Annotated in this window: 19 protein-coding genes; 12 read left to right on the plus strand and 7 right to left on the minus strand. The window is 68.7% G+C overall.

Going from position 1 to position 18,584, the window contains the following annotated elements; genetic code table 11:
- Window positions 1-6: 6 nt before the first annotated feature.
- Window positions 7-1,131, minus strand: coding sequence for a molecular chaperone DnaJ (gene dnaJ, locus ACZ5PO_RS08780; RefSeq protein ID WP_464192365.1), 1,125 nt, complete (start codon window positions 1,129-1,131; stop codon window positions 7-9).
- A 226-nt stretch (window positions 1,132-1,357) separates the two neighbouring features.
- A complete protein-coding gene (gene dnaK / locus ACZ5PO_RS08785; RefSeq protein ID WP_464192367.1) occupies window positions 1,358-3,265 on the minus strand; it encodes a molecular chaperone DnaK in 1,908 nt (635 codons plus the stop codon).
- 332 nt (window positions 3,266-3,597) lie between these two features.
- Here dnaK and ACZ5PO_RS08790 point away from each other — a divergent pair, with 332 nt between their 5' ends.
- Entirely contained in the window at window positions 3,598-4,551 is a 954-nt protein-coding gene (locus tag ACZ5PO_RS08790) for a hypothetical protein (protein ID WP_464192369.1), read from the plus strand.
- Window positions 4,552-4,585: 34 nt separating this feature from the next.
- Here ACZ5PO_RS08790 and hpt read toward each other — a convergent pair whose 3' ends face one another.
- Complete coding sequence (gene hpt, locus ACZ5PO_RS08795) at window positions 4,586-5,119, minus strand: hypoxanthine phosphoribosyltransferase (protein WP_464192371.1); 534 nt, start codon at window positions 5,117-5,119, stop codon at window positions 4,586-4,588.
- 381 nt (window positions 5,120-5,500) lie between these two features.
- On the opposite strand from hpt, the gene ftsE reads away from it, so the two are divergent.
- The 8 genes from ftsE to ACZ5PO_RS08835 all read left to right on the plus strand — a co-directional run bounded on the left by ftsE (window position 5,501) and on the right by ACZ5PO_RS08835 (window position 10,812).
- A complete protein-coding gene (gene ftsE, locus ACZ5PO_RS08800; RefSeq protein ID WP_464192373.1) occupies window positions 5,501-6,160 on the plus strand; it encodes a cell division ATP-binding protein FtsE in 660 nt (219 codons plus the stop codon).
- 14 nt (window positions 6,161-6,174) lie between these two features.
- Window positions 6,175-7,152 carry a cell division protein FtsX gene (locus ACZ5PO_RS08805; RefSeq protein WP_464196754.1) on the plus strand — a complete coding sequence of 326 codons (978 nt, stop codon included), beginning with the start codon at window positions 6,175-6,177 and terminating at the stop codon, window positions 7,150-7,152.
- Window positions 7,153-7,341: 189 nt separating this feature from the next.
- Window positions 7,342-8,049, plus strand: coding sequence for a YdcF family protein (locus ACZ5PO_RS08810; protein ID WP_464192375.1), 708 nt, complete (start codon window positions 7,342-7,344; stop codon window positions 8,047-8,049).
- 91 nt (window positions 8,050-8,140) lie between these two features.
- Complete coding sequence (locus ACZ5PO_RS08815) at window positions 8,141-8,377, plus strand: Lrp/AsnC ligand binding domain-containing protein (protein WP_464192377.1); 237 nt, start codon at window positions 8,141-8,143, stop codon at window positions 8,375-8,377.
- A 1-nt stretch (window position 8,378) separates the two neighbouring features.
- Window positions 8,379-9,593, plus strand: a complete 1,215-nt coding sequence (locus ACZ5PO_RS08820) for a glycosyltransferase (RefSeq protein WP_464192379.1) — start codon at window positions 8,379-8,381, stop codon at window positions 9,591-9,593.
- Window positions 9,590-10,252 carry a class I SAM-dependent methyltransferase gene (locus tag ACZ5PO_RS08825; RefSeq protein WP_464192381.1) on the plus strand — a complete coding sequence of 221 codons (663 nt, stop codon included), beginning with the start codon at window positions 9,590-9,592 and terminating at the stop codon, window positions 10,250-10,252. Before ACZ5PO_RS08820 ends, ACZ5PO_RS08825 begins: the two co-directional genes overlap by 4 nt.
- A complete protein-coding gene (locus ACZ5PO_RS08830; RefSeq protein WP_464192383.1) occupies window positions 10,253-10,540 on the plus strand; it encodes a hypothetical protein in 288 nt (95 codons plus the stop codon).
- Window positions 10,537-10,812 (plus strand): type II toxin-antitoxin system RelE/ParE family toxin, encoded by a 276-nt coding sequence (locus tag ACZ5PO_RS08835; RefSeq protein ID WP_464192385.1) that lies wholly within the window; start codon window positions 10,537-10,539, stop codon window positions 10,810-10,812. The genes ACZ5PO_RS08830 and ACZ5PO_RS08835 overlap by 4 nt, the downstream gene beginning before the upstream one ends.
- 9 nt (window positions 10,813-10,821) lie before the next feature.
- On the opposite strand, the gene ACZ5PO_RS08840 is transcribed toward ACZ5PO_RS08835, so the two are convergent.
- A complete protein-coding gene (locus tag ACZ5PO_RS08840) occupies window positions 10,822-11,877 on the minus strand; it encodes a patatin-like phospholipase family protein (RefSeq protein ID WP_464192387.1) in 1,056 nt (351 codons plus the stop codon).
- Between the two features lie 209 nt (window positions 11,878-12,086).
- On the opposite strand from ACZ5PO_RS08840, the gene ACZ5PO_RS08845 reads away from it, so the two are divergent.
- The 3 genes from ACZ5PO_RS08845 (at window position 12,087) to ACZ5PO_RS08855 (ending at window position 16,423) form a co-directional block, all read left to right on the plus strand.
- The gene (locus ACZ5PO_RS08845) at window positions 12,087-12,662 is read left to right on the plus strand and encodes a Fur family transcriptional regulator (RefSeq protein WP_464192389.1); all 576 of its coding nucleotides are present in this window, start codon (window positions 12,087-12,089) and stop codon (window positions 12,660-12,662) included.
- A 101-nt stretch (window positions 12,663-12,763) separates the two neighbouring features.
- A complete protein-coding gene (ispG, locus tag ACZ5PO_RS08850; RefSeq protein ID WP_464192391.1) occupies window positions 12,764-14,083 on the plus strand; it encodes a flavodoxin-dependent (E)-4-hydroxy-3-methylbut-2-enyl-diphosphate synthase in 1,320 nt (439 codons plus the stop codon).
- A 402-nt stretch (window positions 14,084-14,485) separates the two neighbouring features.
- Window positions 14,486-16,423 (plus strand): potassium transporter Kup, encoded by a 1,938-nt coding sequence (locus ACZ5PO_RS08855; protein ID WP_464192393.1) that lies wholly within the window; start codon window positions 14,486-14,488, stop codon window positions 16,421-16,423.
- 12 nt (window positions 16,424-16,435) lie between these two features.
- Here the strand turns inward: ACZ5PO_RS08855 and ACZ5PO_RS08860 are convergent, their stop codons facing one another.
- From ACZ5PO_RS08860 to ACZ5PO_RS08870, 3 genes are all read right to left on the minus strand, one after another.
- Complete coding sequence (locus tag ACZ5PO_RS08860; RefSeq protein WP_464192395.1) at window positions 16,436-16,873, minus strand: type II toxin-antitoxin system VapC family toxin; 438 nt, start codon at window positions 16,871-16,873, stop codon at window positions 16,436-16,438.
- Window positions 16,870-17,121: a type II toxin-antitoxin system Phd/YefM family antitoxin gene (locus ACZ5PO_RS08865; RefSeq protein ID WP_464192397.1), complete on the minus strand. Its 252-nt coding sequence runs from the start codon at window positions 17,119-17,121 to the stop codon at window positions 16,870-16,872. Before ACZ5PO_RS08865 ends, ACZ5PO_RS08860 begins: the two co-directional genes overlap by 4 nt.
- A gap of 103 nt (window positions 17,122-17,224) precedes the next feature.
- Window positions 17,225-18,460 carry an acyl-CoA dehydrogenase family protein gene (locus ACZ5PO_RS08870; RefSeq protein ID WP_464192399.1) on the minus strand — a complete coding sequence of 412 codons (1,236 nt, stop codon included), beginning with the start codon at window positions 18,458-18,460 and terminating at the stop codon, window positions 17,225-17,227.
- Between the last annotated feature and the right edge of the window lie 124 nt (window positions 18,461-18,584).

The following is an 18,584-nucleotide window of genomic DNA, read 5'->3' on the forward strand; positions in this document are numbered from 1 at the left end:
AGCGCGTTACCCGCTCAGGCCGGCGAACAGCTCCTTGACCCGCGACAGGAATCCCGAGCTCTCGGGATGGGTGTCGCCCGACGATTCGCGCTCGAACTCGGCCAGCAGCTCGCGCTGGCGGCGCGTCAGGTTCTGCGGCGTCTCGACCACCACCTGGATGTAGAGATCGCCGACGTTGCGCGTGCGCAGCACGGGCATGCCCTTGCCGCGGAGCCGGAACTGCTTGCCGGTCTGGGTGCCCTCCGGCACCTTGACCTGGGTCTGGGCGCCGTCGAGCGTCGGCACGTCGAGCTCGCCGCCCAGCGCCGCCACGGTCATCGAGATCGGCACGCGGCAGAACAGGTCGGCGCCGTCGCGTTGGAAGATGGCGTGCGGCTTGATGGCGATGAAGATGTAGAGGTCGCCGGAGGGCGCACCTTGCGAGCCCGCCTCGCCCTCGCCGGCGAGCCGGATCCGGGTGCCGTCCTCGACGCCGGCCGGCACGTTCACCGAGAGCGTGCGCTCGCGCGTCTGGCGGCCGGCGCCGTGGCAAGCCTCGCACGGATTCTCGATGATCTCGCCGCGCCCGTTGCAGGTCGGGCAGGTGCGCTGGATCGAGAAGAAGCCCTGGCTCGTGCGCACCTGGCCGGCGCCGGCGCAGGTGGGGCAGGTGCGCGGCCGCGAGCCCGCCTTGGTGCCGTTGCCCTGGCAGGCCTCGCAGCGGATCGCCGTCGGGATCCGGATCGACGCGGTCTTGCCCGCAAACGATTCCTCGAGCGTGATCTCGAGGTTGTAGCGCAGGTCCGAGCCGCGGTTGCGCGTCTGGCGGCCGCGCTGTCGCTGGTCGCCGAAGAAGGTATCGAAGATGTCGGTCATGAACTCCGAGAAGTCATTCCCGAAGCCGTTCTGGCCGGCGCCCACACCCTGCTCGAAAGCACTGTGGCCGAACTGGTCGTACGCCGCCCGCCGCTGCGGATCCTTGAGGATCTCGTAGGCCTCGGCAATCTCCCGGAACTTCACCTCGGCCGCTTGGTCACCGGGATTGCGGTCCGGATGCCATTTCATGGCGGCCTTGCGAAAGGCGGTCTTCAGTTCGCCGTCGGATACGCTTCGCTCGACCTCGAGCACTTCGTAGAAGCAGCGTTTGCTCATGCTAGTTCTCGCCCCGCTGCGAAGAACGCCCGGATCGCGACCCGCGTACGGCGCTCGCGCGTGTCCGAAGACCCCACGCCGTGACAATCAAACGGCGTGCCAACGCGGCGGCCGGACGATGGGCGGCTGCGCGCATTGGCACTCATCGGTCCAGCGATCATCGGCCCCCACGGCACCGTTCTGCTCGAACGGACGGCCGCCGGAGAGGCCGGCGGCCGCCGCGATCTTATGCCCGCTTCTTGTCGTCGACTTCCTGGAAGTCGGCGTCGATGACGTCTTCCTTCTTGGCGCCGGCGTCGCCGCCGCCGCCAGTCCCGTCCGAGCCCGCCTGCGTGGCCTCGTACATGGCCTGGCCAAGCTTCATCGAGACCTGCATCAGCTCGTTGGTGCGGGTCTTGATGGTCTCGACATCCTCGCCCTCGAGCGCGCTCTTGAGGGCCTGGACGGCGCTTTCGACGGCGCTCTTGTCCGCCGCCGGGACCTTGTCGCCGTACTCGGCGACAGACTTCTCGGTCGAATGGATCAGCGCCTCGCCCTGGTTGCGGGTCTCGACCAGCTCACGCCGCTTCTTGTCCTCGTCGGCATGCGCCTCCGCGTCCTTGACCATCTTCTCGATGTCGGTGTCGGAGAGGCCGCCCGAGGCCTGGATGCGGATCGCCTGTTCCTTGTTGGTGGCCTTGTCCTTCGCCGAGACGTTGACGATGCCGTTGGCGTCGATGTCGAAGGTGACCTCCACCTGCGGCACGCCGCGGGGCGCCGGCGGGAGGCCGACGAGATCGAACTGGCCGAGCATCTTGTTGTCGGCCGCCATCTCGCGTTCGCCCTGGAACACCCGGATCGTCACCGCCGTCTGGTTGTCCTCGGCGGTCGAGAACACCTGGCTCTTCTTGGTGGGGATCGTCGTGTTGCGGTCGATCAGGCGGGTGAACACGCCGCCCAGCGTCTCGATGCCCAGCGACAGCGGGGTCACGTCGAGCAGCAGCACGTCCTTGACGTCGCCCTGGAGCACGCCGGCCTGGATGGCGGCACCGATGGCGACGACCTCGTCGGGGTTGACGCCCTTGTGCGGCTCCTTGCCGAAGAACTGCTTCACGACCTCCTGCACCTTGGGCATACGGGTCATGCCGCCGACGAGCACCACCTCGTCGATCTGCCCGGAGCTCAGGCCCGCATCCTTGAGTGCCTTCCGGCAGGGCTCGACGGTGCGTTGGATCAGGTCGTCGACCAGGCTCTCGAACTTGGCGCGCGACAGCTTGAGCGCCAGGTGCTTGGGCCCGGAGGCGTCGGCGGTGATGTAGGGCAGGTTGATCTCGGTCTGGCTGGCGGACGACAGCTCGATCTTGGCCTTCTCCGCCGCCTCCTTCAGGCGCTGGAGGGCGAGCTTGTCCTTGCGCAGGTCGATGCCCTGCTCCTTCTTGAACTCGTCGGCCAGGTACTCGACCAGGCGCATGTCGAAGTCTTCGCCGCCGAGGAAGGTGTCGCCGTTCGTCGACTTCACCTCGAAGACGCCGTCGCCGATCTCCAGGATGGAGACGTCGAAGGTGCCGCCGCCGAGGTCATAGACCGCGATGGTGCCGCTCGATTTCTTGTCGAGGCCATAGGCGAGCGCCGCCGCCGTCGGCTCGTTGATGATGCGCAGCACCTCGAGGCCGGCGATGCGGCCGGCGTCCTTGGTGGCCTGGCGCTGGGCGTCGTTGAAGTAGGCGGGCACCGTGATGACGGCCTGGTCGACCTTCTGCCCGAGATGAGCCTCCGCCGTCTCCTTCATCTTCTGCAGGATGAAGGCGGAGATCTGCGAGGGCGAATAGTCCTTGCCGTCGGCCTCGACCCAGGCGTCGCCGTTCTTGGCCTTGACGATCTTGTAGGGGACGAGATCCTTGTCCTTCTGCGTCATCGGGTCCGCGAAGGTGCGGCCGATGAGGCGCTTGATGGCGAAGAAGGTGCGCTCGGGGTTGGTGACCGCCTGGCGCTTGGCCGGCTGGCCGACCAGCCGCTCGCCGTCGTCGGTGAATGCGACGATCGACGGCGTGGTGCGCGCGCCTTCCGAGTTTTCGATGACCTTCGGCGTCGAGCCTTCCATCACGGCGACGCACGAATTGGTGGTTCCAAGGTCGATACCGATGACCTTACCCATGGTTGATCCCTCACTTTCCAAAGCAGACCGCCGGGCCCCGAAGCGACCCGGCCATGGACCTTCCCGTCATCCAAGGTGGCATGACAGGCCGGTTACCTGAGAACTGACGCGAGTTCTTCGGCTATATAAGAGCCTGGCCAAAGCCTCGCAAGACGAGTGCCCCGGGGGCGGCAGCGCCCCGACTTCGGCCACAGCTAGGGGCGCAGGCGGGGCTTCGCAAGGCGTCCGGTTAGGTTGATCGCGCCCCATTCGCAACCGCGCAGCGAACTGCTATGGTGGCATGGGGATTGCGACTATCAGATGTTGCGTTTGGCGGGGCCGCGGACATGGGCTTGAGCGGATCGCACCGGTGGAAGCGGCGGAGGCCGTTTCGCTTTGGAATCGCCGCGGCCTTGCTCTGCCCGATGCTGGTGCCGGCGCCCGCGGCGGCCCAGCTCATCCTGCAAGGGGCGCAGCCGCAGATGCAGAAGCGCCAGCCCGCGAGCGCCGGGGCGGGCCAGAGCAAGCGCCCGACCGCAGCGCGCCCGGGCGGTTCCGGCTCGATCCGCGCCACCGGCAGCGGCCAAGGCCTGGCCCCACGCCCGACCGCCGTCGCGCCCGCCGGCCCGGCGGTGGCCGGACGCTTCGCCGAGCCGACGCTGTTCGGCACCGACCTCTATCTCAACGGCAACACCAGCTCCCTCAAGCTGACGCGGGTGGGCGACAGCGTGTCGGCGGAGCTCAAGCTCTCCGGCCGCGCCATCGGCGGTCCGGACCAGCTGTGCCAGGTCGACATGGCCTCGACCGGGCCCCTGCTGGTGCTCGGCGCGCCCGACGGGCTGCCCCGCTACCGGATCGATGCGCCGGTGTGCCCGATCGACCTCGACGTGATGGACGACGCGGTCATCGCCAGCGGACCGGAGGGCGGCATCTGCGCCTTCACCCAGGCCCAGTGCCAGGCGGAGGTCAGCGGTCTGTGGGGCCCCAAGGGGGTCTCGCTCGGTCCCCGGGTGCGGGACATCGAGCGCGAGCGTGGCCGGGCCGACATCGCCATGCGCGACGTCTTCCGACAGGTGCTGACGCGGGCGCGCGGCCCCGAGGTGACGCGCGAGGCGGCGGAACAGGCGGGCTTTTCGTCCAGGCGCGCCATGCAATGCGCCAGTTACGTCGCCGAGGATTCGCACGGCTTCTGCAGCACGCGGCTCACCCAGGCCCGCGTCGCCGCGCTCAAGGCGCGCCTTTCGCCGCAGGCGACGGCCGAAGCCCGGGCGCAGACGCCCCGCCCCGCCGCTGCCGCGGCGCAATAGCCGCAGCAGCCCGGCGCCGAATCAGTCCTCCGAATTAGTCTTCGATGACGCCGACGAACGGCAGCTGCCGGTAGGAGTGGCCGACGTCCATGCCGTAGCCCACGACGAAGACATCCGGGCAGCTGAAGCCGACGTAGTCGGCGGCGATGTTGACCGCCCGCTGGCGCGGCTTTTCCAGCATGACGCAGCATTTCACGCCGTTGGCCCCGCGCGCCACCAGCAGATCCTTGGCGAAGGCCAGCGTGCGCCCCGATTCCAGGATGTCGTCGACGATCAGGACGTCGCGCCCGCGCACATCGCTTTCGATATCCTTGACCATGGTGACGTGGCCCACCGAGCTGGTGCCCAGGCCGTAGCTGGAGAGCTGCATGAACTCGACCTGCGGCGTCAGCCCGGCCCGGTGCAGCGTGCGCAGCAGGTCGGCCGCGAACATGAAGGAGCCCTTGAGGATGGCCACGACGAGCAGGTCCTTGGGATTGGACGCGGCGATGGCCTTGGCGATCTCGTCGTTGCGTTCGCCGATGGCGGCCTCGTCGAACAAGACCCGGATGCGTCGCTCTGCCGTCATGTCGTTCCTTCGACCCCCTTTTGAGTGCCGTCGCGATCGGATCGAATCACCCGGCCCCGGAGCGCTTTCCGATCGGGTGGAATGCGAAGCGCTCCCGACTCAAGGCGCTGGAGCGTGCCTTTGCAATTGCATGCCTTTGCAATTGGATGTCTCACCCCATTGCAAGATGCTCTAGCACAGCCGGCCGGAAAGTGCCCTCGATCCCCGATCCCGGTGAAGTCCGAGGCCGTCGCACCGGTCCAATATGAGCGAAAGGCGCCCGCCTGTGCCAGGCCGGCCGCGAGCAGCGTCACGCATATTCCAGTTTGCCGGCCGCGGCGGTACAGTCCGCCGCGATCCGGGCGCGGTGACGGCGGATCGAACGGAGAGGGCTCGCCCGCGGTGGTTCGTTTCGAGAGTGTCGGCCTGCGATACGGCATGGGGCCCGAGGTGCTGCGCGATCTCACCTTTGCCATCGAGCCTCGATCGTTCCAGTTCCTCACCGGCCCCTCCGGCGCCGGCAAGACGACGCTGCTGCGGCTCATCCTGCTGGCGCTGAAGCCGACGCGCGGCTTCATCAGCATCTTCGACGAGGACGTCTCGCGGATCGGCACCGAGGCGCTGACCTCGGTGCGTCGGCGCATGGGCGTGGTGTTCCAGGATTTCCGCCTGCTCGACCATCTGACCACCTACGAGAACGTGGCGCTGCCGCTTCGGGTGCAGGGCAAGGAGGAGGCGAGCTACCGCTCCGAGGTGGTCGAGCTGCTGCGCTGGGTGGGCCTGGGCGAGCGCATGCACGTGCTGCCGCCGGTGCTGTCGGGCGGCGAGAAGCAGCGGGCGGCCATCGCCCGCGCCCTGATCGTGCGGCCCGAGCTGCTGCTCGCCGACGAGCCGACCGGCAACGTCGATCCCAATCTGGCGCGGCGGCTGCTGCGCCTGTTCATCGAGCTCAACCGCCTGGGCACGTCGGTGCTGATCGCCACCCACGATCTCAACCTGATGGACCAGGTGGACGCACGCCGGCTCGTGCTGGGCGAAGGCCGGCTGCACATCTACGATTGATCGCATCGATGACCATGACCGATGACCGCGCCACCGCGGTTCCCCAGCCAGGCAACGAAATCGCCGACAGCGAGCCCGCCGGAGGCTCGCTCCGGCGCGATCAGCCGCTGGTGCCGGCGGGCTCGATTGCCGGGCGCGCCCTGGTCACGGTAATCGCCATCCTCACCTTCCTCGCCGCGCTCACCGCCTGCGGCGCCGTGCTGATGGCGCGGGCGTCCTCCGATTGGCGCACCGACGTGGCGCGAGAGATGACCATCCAGGTCCGTCCGACCGCCCAGCGCGACATCGAGGCGGACGTGGCCAAGGCGGCCGGCATCGCCAAGGCGACGTCGGGCATTGCCAGCGTCGAGATCTACTCCAAGGCGGAAGCCGAACGGCTGCTCGAGCCATGGCTCGGCAGCAATCTGGGGCTGGCCGAGCTGCCCATCCCGCGGATCGTGGTGCTCAAGCTGGCGGCGGCCGACCGCCATCCGGACCTGGAGGGGCTGCGCAAGGCGCTCGCCGCCGCCGTGCCGGGCTCGAGCCTGGACGACCATCACATGTGGATCACCCGGCTGGCGGCCATGGCCAACACCGTGGTGGTGATCGGCGCCCTGATCGTCGCGCTGGTGCTGGTGGCGACGGCGCTGGCCGTCGCCTTCGCCACGCGCGGGGCCATGGCGGGCAACAAGGAGATCGTCGAGGTGCTGCACTTCGTCGGCGCCGACGACCGCTTCATCGCGCGCGAGTTCCAGGCGCGGTTCCTGAATCTCGGCCTGCGCGGCGGCCTGTTCGGCGGCGTCGGTGCGGTCGTGCTGATCATGGTGCTCGGCATGCTCGCCTCGATCTGGCGCTCCAGCGCCGGCGGCGAGCAGATCGAGGCGCTGTTCGGCGCCTTCAGCATCGGCTGGGAGGGCTATGGCGCCGTGCTGGCCATCGCCATCGTGGTGGCGCTGGTCACCGCCGTGATGTCGCGGATCACCGTGCGCCGGCACTTGCACGATATCGAGTGACCGCTTGACATCGAACAACGCGCAAAAAGGGCCATCGATGCATCGTCGGAGCGGCAATAACCGCGGTATTAACAAGACGTTAAGACGAACGCCTTCAGGGTGCCGCATTCAGCCCTATGGTGGCATCCGATGTCTATGATCAGATCGACAGCCCCCTCCGCTCGCTTTGCGCGTACGCCGATCTTAGGTATGAGCGAATGGTCGGCGGCTGGAGCGCGACTGCTGGGACAGGTAGTGCATATTCTGGGGCGCCTGGTGGCCGTGGCGACCGTCGTGGCGGTGGTGGTGATCGGCGGCGGTTTCTTCTGGTTCATCAATGCGATCGAGCGCAAGGAAACGATGCCGACCGAGGCGGCCGACGGCATCGTCGTGCTGACCGGCGGCGCGCAGCGCATCGACGACGCCGTCAGCCTGCTGCTGCGCGGCCAGGCGCAGCGCCTGCTCGTCTCCGGCGTCAACGAGAAGACCAGCCGCGGCCAGATCGCCCGCCTCAATCCGGAGGCGCAGCGGCTGTTCTCCTGCTGCGTCGACCTGGACTACCGGGCTCGCAACACCATCGGCAACGCCATCGAAACCCGCCGCTGGGCACGCGAGCACGGCTTCCGCTCGCTGATCGTGGTCACCTCCAACTACCACATGCCGCGGGCGCTGGTGGAGCTGTCGAGCGTGCTGCAGGGCGAGGAGCTGCGCCCGCACGTCGTCGTCACCGACCAGTCCAATCCCGACCGCTGGTGGTACGAGCCGGCGACCGCCCGCCTGCTGCTCAGCGAATATGCCAAGTACCTGCTGGCGCTGGTGCGCACGCGGATCGAGGGCGATCCCGAGCATTCGCATGTCGCCGTCGTGGTCGGCGGCCGCAAGCCGCTGACGCCGCTGCCGGTCGCCTACGTGCATTGAGCCGCCGCGGCCGGGCTTGACCCGGCCCTCCTTCCGTTCAAGAACCGAGCCGGGCTTGACCCCGCCCTTCTTCCGTTCAAGAACACGGCCGATGCAGACTTTCTTCGTGCAGATCAAATGCAAGCTCGGCCAGACCTACGCGGTGGCCAACGCGCTCGCCGACCGCGAGATCGCCTCGGAGATCTATTCGATCGCCGGCGACTTCGACATCATCGCCAAGTTCCACGTGGATAGCGGCGTCGACATCGGCCATTTCGTGGCGGAGAAGGTGCAGACCATCCCCGAGATCGCCGACACCCGCACGCTGATCACCTTCAAAGCGTTCTAGTGTGGTTGCCAGCCCGTCCCCGCCGCGGGACAGCGACGGCCGGGCGCCGCTGCTGGCCTTCCTGATCACCGAGGACTGGTTCTTCGCCTCGCACTTCCTGCCGATGGCGCGGGCGGCCCGCGAGATGGGCCTCGACGTGCTCGTCATCACGCGCGTGCGGCACCACCGCGCCGTGCTGGAGGCGGTTGGCTGCCGCGTCGTCGAGCTGGAAGCCGAGCGGCGCAGCCTCAATCCGCTGGCGGTCGCGTCTACCTTCACCAGGCTCACGGCGATCCTGGCGCGCGAGAAGCCGGCGATCCTGCACATGATCGCCTTGCGCTCGATCCTGATCGGCGGCTTCGCGGCCCGCCGCGCCGGCGTCGCCCGCCGAGTCTACGCTCTGACCGGCCTAGGCTTTCTGGGCGCGCGGCAGGATCAGGTCGGCAAGCGGGCGCGCAGCCTCATCCGCGCCGCCATGCGCGGCGTCCTGCGCAACGCCACGACCGTCTTCCTGTTCGAGAACGTGGACGACGTCCGCCGCCTGGGGCTGGAGCCCGGGGACCCCAGCGTCGCCGTGGTCGGCGGCGCGGGCGTCGACCCCGAGCTGTTCACACCTGCGCCGCAGCCGCCGCAGCCGCCGCTCAAGGTCGCCGTGGTGGCGCGCATGCTGTGGTCCAAGGGCATCGACCTGGCCGTCGCCGCCACCCGGCTGGCGCGGGCCGAGGGCGTTGCCGTCGAGCTGTCGCTGTACGGGGCCCCCGATCCGTCCAATCCCAAGGCCATTCCCGAGGCGACGCTGCGCCAGTGGGCGGCCGAGCCGGGCGTCGTCTGGCACGGCCGCTCCGACGACGTGCTGGCCGTGTGGCGCGACCACCACGTTGCCTGCCTGCCTTCGCGCGGCGGCGAGGGGTTGCCGCGCACGCTGCTGGAGGCGGCCGCCTGCGGCCGCGCCATCGTCACCACCGACGTGCCGGGCTGCCGCTCGTTCGTCCGGGACGGCGTCGAAGGCCGCGTGGTCGCCGCCGACGATGCGGCTGCCGTCGCGGCTGCCCTGGTGGAGCTGGCCGGCGATCCCGCGCGCGTGGCCGCCTGCGGCGAGGCGGCGCGTGCCCGCCTCCTCGACGGCCACACCGAGCGCGCCGTGATGGACGCCGTCAAGGCGATCTACGCCGGCCTGCTGGCCGCGCCCGTGCCGGCCGGCCGGGCCGCCGCGCCGCCGCGGTCGGCCGCCGCGTGAGCGCCCCGCCGATCGCCGACCGGGCGGCCTTCATCGCCGCCAACACCACCGTCCTTGCGGTGCCGAACGCGCCGGAGATCCGGCTGCACGTGGCCGGCGAGGCAACCGCGCTCTGGCAGAAGACCGAGGAGGAGCTGGGCGAGATCGGCCTGCCGCCGCCGTTCTGGGCGTTCGCCTGGGCCGGCGGGCAGGCGCTCGCCCGCTATGTGCTCGACCATCCGGAGCTCGTCGCCGGCCGGCGCGTGCTCGATTTCGCCGCGGGCTCGGGCCTGGTCGCCATCGCCGCTGCCAAGGCCGGCGCAGCCGCGGTCGAAGCCGCCGACATCGACGTCTTCGCCATCAGCGCCATCGGCCTCAATGCCGCGCTCAACGGCGTCGCCCTGAGCGCGCGCGGCGACGACCTGCTGGAGACGGACGCGGGCTGGGACGTCGTGCTGGCCGGCGACATCTGCTACGAACGGGATCTGGCGGCGCGGGTGATCGCCTGGCTCACGGCGCTCGCCGGCCGTGGTGCCACCGTGCTCATCGGTGACCCCGGCCGCAGCTACCTGCCGCGCGAAAAGCTCCGCGCCGTCGCCAGCTACGACATCCCGGTGACGCGGGAGCTGGAGGACAGCGAGATCAAGCACACCTCGGTGTGGCAGCTGGCGGACGGCTGAGTGCAGACGATCGGGCCGGTGGCCACGGGCCGACATCCCGAGCCTGATTTTGTGGTACCGTTAGCCATGACGAAACTGCTCGAACAAGCGCTCGACACCGCCCGCAAACTCGCGCCGGATCAACAGGACGAAATCGCGCGCATGATACTGGCGTTTGCCGAACTGCCCGTGATCCAGCTCACGCCGGAGGAGGAGGCGGAGATCGCCGCGGCTCAGGAGGAGGTGAGGCGGGGAGACGTCGTGACGGACGAGCAGATGCAGGCTATCTGGGCCAAGCACCGTCGGTGAGGCTGCGATATAGCGCTCGCGCGGCCCGCCAAGTCGACGAAATCCTGGCCTATCTCGCGGAACGCAGCCCCCAAGGCTTCGAGCGGGTTCGACAGCGGCTTCTCGATATCGTCGCCTCCCTTCAGATCCATCCCTACATCGGCCAAGCAACTAATCGGCCCGGCGTCCGGCGCGTCGTGCTCACGCCTTACCCTTACGTCATCGACTACGAAGTCGACGGCGACCGGATCACGATCCTGATCGTACGCCACGGCGCCCGCCGGCGCTCATGAGCTGGCTGCTCACGCCACCATGGCGGTTAGGTCCAGCGTCGCCCGGCGGCCGATGTCGCCGTAGTGGCGGGCGAGCCAGGTCTGGGTGCAGGCACGGCCCGCATCGCGCAGGTCCTGGAACAGGCGCCAGTCGGCGGCGCCGCGGCTGTCGCCCGGCAGGTCGTTCAGCACGTGGTCGGCGTCGATGCGGTGCATGAGCACGCGCTTGTACTCGCGCGACGACAGCTTGCCCTCGTCGATGAGCCGGCCGACGAACTCCACCGTGCGCAGCTCGCGCAGCAGCGCGCCGTTGAAGTTGATCTCGCTCAGGCGGTTCTCGATCTCCTTCAGCGTGCGCGGCGTCTCGGGGCGCTCGATCGGGTTGATCTGGACCAGCAGGATGTCGTCGCTGGCGGCCTCGTAGAACAGGGGAATGAGCGGCGGGTTGCCGGAATAGCCGCCGTCCCAGTAGGGCACACCGTCGATCTCCACCGTCTGGAAGATGGTCGGCAGGCAGGCCGAGGCCATCAGGTGGTCCGCCGTCAGCTCGTCGTTGGCGAAGATGGTCAGCTTGCCGGTGCGCACGTTGGTCGCCGAGATGTAGAGCTTGACGGCCCTCGCCTGCTGCACCCGCGGAAAGTCGATCAGCTCCTCCACCACGGTCCTGAGCACGTTGATGTTGAGCGGGTTGGTCTCGTACGGGCTCATCTGCCGCAGCACGGTGGAGAACGGTGCCACCGCGCCGTTCCAGAAGCCGAGGACCTGGTCCATGACGGCGCGCTGCACCGGATTGAGCGTGCCGTCCAGGCTCACGGCCTTCCAGAACCGCTCGAGGTGTGCGCGCGCGCCGTCAGCGCCGTCGGCGAGGAAGCCGTCGGCCATCACCACGGCGTTCATGGCGCCGGCGCTGGCGCCGGAGATTGCCTCGAAGGCCAGGCGACCGTCCTCGAGCAGCGCGTCGAGCACACCCCAGGTGAAGGCGCCGTGGGCGCCGCCGCCCTGGAGCGCGAGCGCTACGTATTTCTCGGCCCCCGGCCCCGCCAGCCCGATGGGTGATGGCTTGCGCCGGAAGAAAGCGTCCAGCATCCTGCTATCCTCAAACGATGGATTCGGCCCCCATGCGACCATTGTGCAGCGCAGCATAGATGGATCGGCGGGCCGGCGAGCGCAAGCGCCGGGGCTTGCAGGCCGGCCCCGATCTGCGCTCGGGGCTGCCCGGCAGGTGAAACCGCCGGCGGGCTGGCTTATATTGCTGCCGGGACAGCCGGCGCGGATCGCGCCATGACGGGAGCCCCGTGACGACCATCGACCGCAAACCCGGCCGCCTCGACGACGGCGGCCGCCAAGCCGGAGCGGACGGGCATGCCCACGCCGCGCATGCCCATGGCAACGGCGCCGGGGCGTGCGCCCACGCGGCCGAGCGGGCGCGCGAGGCGCCGCAGGCGCTGGCCCTCGCGGACCGCATCTGCCGCGAGCGCGGCGTGCGGCTGACGGACCTGCGCCGCTCGGTGCTGGAGGCGCTCTACGAGACCCATCGGCCGCTCGGCGCCTACGACCTGGCCGAGGTGCTGGCCGAACGCTCCAAGAAGCGCATCGCGCCGATCACCATCTATCGCGTGCTCGAGTTCCTGACCGAGCAGGGTTTCGTGCATCGGCTCGCCACCAAGAACGCCTTCGTCGCCTGCCCGCACGCCCATGCCCCCGGCGAGATGAACGTCTTCCTGATCTGCGAGGCGTGCGGCGGCGTCGACGAGACGACGTCGCCGGAGGTCGCCGGCGCCGTCGGCGCCATCCTGGCCAAGCATCGCTTCGCGCCGCGTAGCCAGGTGCTCGAGATCGAGGGGCTTTGCGCCCATTGCCGGCCGCGCTGACCAGCCCGTCGCCGCGGCGGCTTGTGAGCGCCGCAGGTTTTCCCTAATCAGCGCGTCAAGTCACGCTGGCGCCGGCCGCGTCGTGATGGAGAGAGATCGCCATGAACCTTGCGGTTCAAGTTCCCGCCGCCGCGCCTCGCGATGAGGCCGCGCGCAACGCCGAAGCGGCGACGCCCTGCCTGGAGCCGGCGGCGCTCGCCGGGCCGAGCCCGCGCCGCCGCACCGTGCCCGTGCGCGTCGGCCAGGTGACGGTCGGCGGCGGCGCGCCGATCGTCGTCCAGTCGATGACCAATACCGACACCGCCGACGTGGACGCCACGGTGCGGCAGGTGGCGGCGCTGGCCCAGACCGGCTCGGAGCTGGTGCGCATCACGGTGGATCGCGACGAGGCGGCGCGGGCGGTGCCGTTCATCCGCGACCGGCTCGCCCGCATCGGCATCGAGGTGCCGCTCGTCGGCGACTTCCACTACATCGGCCACAAGCTGCTCGCCGACCATCCGGCCTGCGCCGAGGCGCTGGCCAAGTACCGCATCAATCCCGGCAACGTCGGCTTCAAGGACAAGAAGGACCGCCAGTTCAGCGCCATCATCGAGATGGCGCTGCGCTACGACAAGCCGGTGCGCATCGGCGCCAACTGGGGCTCGCTCGACCAGGAGCTCTTGACCGCGCTGATGGACGGGAACGCGCGTTCGGCCGCGCCGCTCGACGCGCGCGCCATCACCCGTGAGGCGATGATCCAGTCCGCCCTGCTGTCGGCGGCGCGGGCCGAGGAGATCGGCCTCGGGCGTGACCGGATCATCCTGTCGGCGAAGGTCTCGGCGGTGCAGGACCTGATCGCCGTCTACCGGGAGCTCGCCCGCCGCGCCGACTACGCCATCCACCTGGGCCTCACCGAGGCGGGCATGGGCTCGAAGGGCATCGTCGCCTCCTCGGCTGCCATCGGCATCCTGCTGCAGGAGGGGATCGGCGACACCATCCGTTATTCGCTGACGCCGGAGCCCGGCGGCGACCGCTCGCTGGAGGTGCGCACCGCCCAGGAGCTGTTGCAGACCATGGGCTTCCGCACCTTCGTGCCGCTGGTCGCCGCCTGTCCCGGCTGCGGCCGCACCACGTCCACGGTGTTCCAGGAGCTCGCCCGGGATATCCAGGACTGGATCATCACCTCCATGCCGGCCTGGCGCGAGCGCTATCCCGGGGTCGAGACGCTGAACGTCGCCATCATGGGCTGTATCGTCAACGGTCCGGGCGAGTCCAAGCACGCCGACATCGGCATCTCGCTGCCCGGCACCGGGGAAAGCCCGTCGGCGCCGGTGTTCGTCGACGGTCAAAAGGTCGCGACCCTGCGCGGGCAGCAGATCGCCGCCGACTTCCGCGGCATGGTCGAGGCCTATATCGAGCGCCGCTTCGGCGCGGCCGCCTAGAGCGCTTCGCGATTGGGTGGACTCACCCAATCGCATGAGAAACGCTCCAGATTCAAAAGGTTATGGGTATTTCGCCATTGGATGGGTCCATCCAATGGCGAAATGCTCTAGCGCCGCGGCGGCTCCGGCGGAATCGGGGCTGCCGCTCCAGATCCTTGACTTTGCATCGGATTTGCCCAAGGCCGGGGCCGCTTTTGGGTCCGCCGCACGCGAGCATCGGACGCGTCTATCTTTCCGTTGCAGAGCTGTGGTACGTCCATGAGGCTCGGGGGGCCGGGCGGCCGGATCGCATGCTCGCAATCCTGGCCGCAGGGGCCGCGTCCGGACGGCCCGCGTACGAGCTTGCGGGACGCAGCCTAGCGACCAGATCAAGCAATCGATCCCATCGAGCCGGCACCTCACATGGCATCCGACCGAACGCTTCAGCAGGCCGACACCGCCGACGTGTCGCCGGCTGCCCTCGAGGCTCCTGCCCCGAAGATCGGCTTCTGGCCCCTGGTGATCGGCTCCCTCGGCGTCGTCTACGGCGACATCGGCACGAGCCCGCTCTACGCCTTCCGCGAGACGGTAAACGTGGTGCTCAGCCACGGCGACGGGTCGCTGACCCGCAGCACGGTGATCGGCTCGCTGTCGCTCATCCTGTGGTCGCTGACCATCATCGTGACCTGCAAGTACGTGCTGGTGCTGCTGCGGGCCGACAACAACGGCGAAGGCGGCACGCTCACCCTGGTGGCGCTCGCCCAGCGGGCCCTGGCGGGCCGGTGGCGCCACGCCATCCTGTTCCTCGGCGCGGCGGGCGCGGCGCTGTTCTTCGGCGACGCCATGATCACGCCGGCGATCTCCGTGCTCTCGGCGGTCGAGGGCGTCAAGCTGATCACGCCGGCGCTCGACCACTACATCGTCGCCATCACCATCGTCATTCTCATCGCCCTGTTCGCGGTCCAGACGCACGGGTCGGGGCGGGTCGGCGCGCTGTTCGGCCCCGTCATGGGGCTCTGGTTCGGCAGCATGGGCCTGCTCGGGCTGGCCGAGGTGGTCAAGAACCCGGACGTGCTGTGGGCGATCTCACCCCACCATGCCGTGCTCTTCTTCGCCGACCATCCGGGCCTGAGCCTCGCCGTGCTCGGCGCCGTCTGCCTGTCGGTCACCGGCGCCGAGGCGCTCTACGCCGACCTCGGTCACTTCGGCCGCACGCCGATCCGCAGCGCCTGGTTCGGCTACGTCTTCCCGGCGCTGATGCTGAACTACCTCGGCCAGGGCGCCCTGGTGCTCGCCGACCCGGCCGCCATCGAGAACCCGTTCTATCGTCTCGCGCCGCAATGGCTGCTGTTGCCGCTGGTGATTCTGGCGACCGCAGCGACCATCATCGCCAGCCAGTCCGTCATCACCGGTGCCTTCTCGCTGACGCGCCAGGCGATCCAGCTGGGCCTGATCCCGCGCCTCGCCATCCGCTTCACGTCGGCCGAGCACTCGGGCCAGATCTACCTGCCGCGCATCAACTTCATCCTGCTGCTCGGCGTCATCCTGCTGGTCGCCTCGTTCGGCTCGTCGAGCGCGCTCGCCCACGCCTATGGCATCTCGGTGTTCGGCGCCATGACCGTCGATGCGCTGCTCGCCGTCGTGGTGATCTGGAAGGGCTGGCGCTGGTCGCTCGCCGCGACGCTGGCGCTGATGACGCCGCTCATCATCGTCGACCTCGCCTTCTTCAGCTCGACCTTCGCCAAGCTGCTCACCGGCGGCTACGTGCCGCTGATGATGGCGGGCCTGCTCATCGTGATGATGTGGACCTGGGTCAAGGGCAGCGAGATCCTGTTCAACAAGACGCGCCGCACCGACGTGCCGCTGGCCGAGCTGGTGCAGATGCTGGCCAAGAGCCCGCCCCACCGAGTCAAGGGCACGGCCGTATTCCTGACCAGCGATCCGGAAACGGCGCCCTCGGCCATGCTGCACAACCTGAAGCACAACAAGGTGCTGCACGAGAAGAACATCATTCTCACCATCCGCGCCCTCGACAGGCCGCGCGTCGGCGACGACGAGCGCGTCGTCCCCGAGCCGCTCGGCGACGGCTTCTGGCGAGTGGAGATGAACTTCGGCTACATGGAGACGCCCAACGTGCCGCGCGGGCTCGCCATCCTGCGCAAGCAAGGGCTCAAGTTCGACATCATGTCGACGTCGTTCTTCCTGTCCCGGCGCTCGATCAGGCCGGCGGCCGACTCGGGCATGCCGCTGTGGCAGGACAAGCTGTTCATCGCGCTCGCCAAGAACGCCAGCGACGCCACCGACTTCTTCCAGATCCCGACCGGCCGCGTCGTCGAGGTGGGCACCCAGGTCACGGTCTGATCGGGTGAGGAATCAAAGGGCTTCCGGCGCAAGCAATTGAACGCGAACGCCGAGTTCCTCGGCCGCTGCAGCCAGCCGCTTATCCATCGTCACCAGCAGAAGATCCTCGCGCCGGCACGCGGCGGCGTGAAGGGCATCCGGCGCGCGCAACATCAGGTCGAAGCGCCGGACGAAGATGTTGGCCAGTCGGGCGTCAGACGCCTGCAGGTCCAGGTCTTCCGCGGACGCCGCGCGCCAGGCGTCGAAGTCCGCAAGCCGCGCCGCCGCGTCGGGATGGTCCAGGGCCCCCGTTCGAACCAGTCGCGATAGCGCCGACGCAACTTCCGCGGCTGCAAACTCGCTGATCACCAAGGGCTCGTCGAACTCGGTCATGAAGCGATCGACCGCTGCACTTCCAGCTTCTTCGATCAAGGTGGGCAGGATCACGCTGGCGTCGAGGTAGGCCGTCACGTTTCCGGATTTTCGTACATTTGTTCCAGCAAATCGACGGACGTCAGGCCTATGGCCTTCCGGCCCCGACGCCGGGCTTTCAGCCAAGCATAGGTGGCGGGGGTCGCCTTTCGACCGCCCTGCACGATCGGCCGCAATTCGGCAATGGCTTTCCCATGCCGCGAGATGACCACCTCCTCCCCTTGCAGGGCGCGGTCGATCAACCGTGGCAAGCTACTCTTTGCATCGGCGACACTGTAGACGGTCATCTGCGGCTTCCAAATATGACCATAAACATAGCCATATTTGGCGAAAACGCAACCCGCGCAAGATCCCGAGGGGCGACAGGCCCCTCGGGAGGATCATGCTCGATCAGAGCAAATCGCCGCCTGCCGCCGAGGCGGTGGTGCCGTATTCCTCGTAGGCCTTGATGACGTTGCGGCCGGTGATCCAGCGGTGCACCTCGTCCGGCCCGTCCACCAGGCGCTGCATGCGGATGCTGGTGTACCAGGCGGCCAGCGGCGTATCGAGGCTGAAGCCGAGCGCGCCGTGCAGCTGCAAGGACGTGTCGACCACCTTGTGCACCATGTTGGCCAGGAACACCTTGGCGATGGAGTTCTCCTGGCGGAGGTCCAGGCCCTTTTCCGCCTTGTAGGCGATGTGCAGCAGCATCAGCCGGGCCTTGTAGAGCTCGGCGGCGCAATCAGCGAGCATCCACTGCACGCCCTGGCGGTCGGCGAGCTTCTGGCCGAACGTCTCGCGCTGGATGACATGGGCCGTGGCGAGGTCGAGGGCGCGCTGGGCCATGGCGACGTTGTGCATGCCGTGGCGCAGGCGCCCGTAGGCCAGGCGGTGCTGGCCCATGTTGAAGCCGTTGCCCTCGCCACCCAGCAGGTTCGCCTCCGGCACCACCAGGTTGTCGATCTTGACCTCGCAGTGGCCGTGGCCCATCTCGCGGGCGAACGGCCCGTGGATCGCCATGGTGTCGATGTCGCGCAGGATCTGGTAGCCGGGGTTGGGCAGCTCGACGATGAAGGTCGAGTGCCGGTTGCGGCGCGACGCCTCCGGGTTGGTCAGCGCCATGACGAGCGCGATGTCGGCCGCGCTGGCCGCCGACGAGAACCACTTCTCGCCGTTGAGCACGTAGTTGCCCTTGCCGTCCTTCACTGCCGTGGTCTTCATGCCGGTGGCGTCGGCGCCGGCCGCCTTCTCGGTCATCGAGTAGCAGATGCGCTTCTCGCCGTTCAGCAGCGGCTTGAGGTATTTCTCCTTCTGGTGGTCGGTGCCGTAGGCCATCAGGGTCATGATGGTGGCGTCATCCGGACCCTGCGTGTTCATCGACAGCGCGCCCAGGTGGCTGTCGCCGAGCTCCATCTGCACCAGGGCGTTGGCCAGCGGGCCCAGCCCCATGCCGCCGTATTCCACCGGCACGAAGGGGTTCCACAGGCCCTGGGCGCGCGCCTTGGAGCGCAGCTCGGCCAGCGTCGTCTTGAAGTCGGCGCCGTCCTTGAGCTTCTGCTCGGCGGGCTTGCATTCGTCCTGCACCCACTGCCGCACCCGCTCGCGGACGGCCTTGGCCTCCGGTGGAATCTCGAAATCGATCGACATGGCGTGTCCTCCGTCTTGTGCTTCGTCCATGGGTTTTTCGCCGAAGCTTGTTAGAACATGTTCCACCGAAGTGGAAACCGGGCGTGAGATCCGGCCGACCAACGACGCCGCCCCGCATGACAGG

Source organism: Chelatococcus sp. KU-N122 (genome assembly GCF_055391085.1).

What these genes read in the sequence shown, in the direction of transcription:
- dnaJ (WP_464192365.1), bottom strand. Translation starts at nt 1,131, where the DNA reads ATGAGCAAACGCTGCTTCTACGAAGTGCTCGAGGTCGAGCGAAGCGTA.
- dnaK (WP_464192367.1), bottom strand. Translation starts at nt 3,265, where the DNA reads ATGGGTAAGGTCATCGGTATCGACCTTGGAACCACCAATTCGTGCGTC.
- hpt (WP_464192371.1), bottom strand. Translation starts at nt 5,119, where the DNA reads ATGACGGCAGAGCGACGCATCCGGGTCTTGTTCGACGAGGCCGCCATC.
- ACZ5PO_RS08805 (WP_464196754.1), top strand. Translation starts at nt 6,175, where the DNA reads ATGACCGATGACCGCGCCACCGCGGTTCCCCAGCCAGGCAACGAAATC.
- ACZ5PO_RS08810 (WP_464192375.1), top strand. Translation starts at nt 7,342, where the DNA reads ATGAGCGAATGGTCGGCGGCTGGAGCGCGACTGCTGGGACAGGTAGTG.
- ACZ5PO_RS08815 (WP_464192377.1), top strand. Translation starts at nt 8,141, where the DNA reads ATGCAGACTTTCTTCGTGCAGATCAAATGCAAGCTCGGCCAGACCTAC.
- ACZ5PO_RS08840 (WP_464192387.1), bottom strand. Translation starts at nt 11,877, where the DNA reads ATGCTGGACGCTTTCTTCCGGCGCAAGCCATCACCCATCGGGCTGGCG.
- ispG (WP_464192391.1), top strand. Translation starts at nt 12,764, where the DNA reads ATGAACCTTGCGGTTCAAGTTCCCGCCGCCGCGCCTCGCGATGAGGCC.
- ACZ5PO_RS08855 (WP_464192393.1), top strand. Translation starts at nt 14,486, where the DNA reads ATGGCATCCGACCGAACGCTTCAGCAGGCCGACACCGCCGACGTGTCG.
- ACZ5PO_RS08865 (WP_464192397.1), bottom strand. Translation starts at nt 17,121, where the DNA reads ATGACCGTCTACAGTGTCGCCGATGCAAAGAGTAGCTTGCCACGGTTG.
- ACZ5PO_RS08870 (WP_464192399.1), bottom strand. Translation starts at nt 18,460, where the DNA reads ATGTCGATCGATTTCGAGATTCCACCGGAGGCCAAGGCCGTCCGCGAG.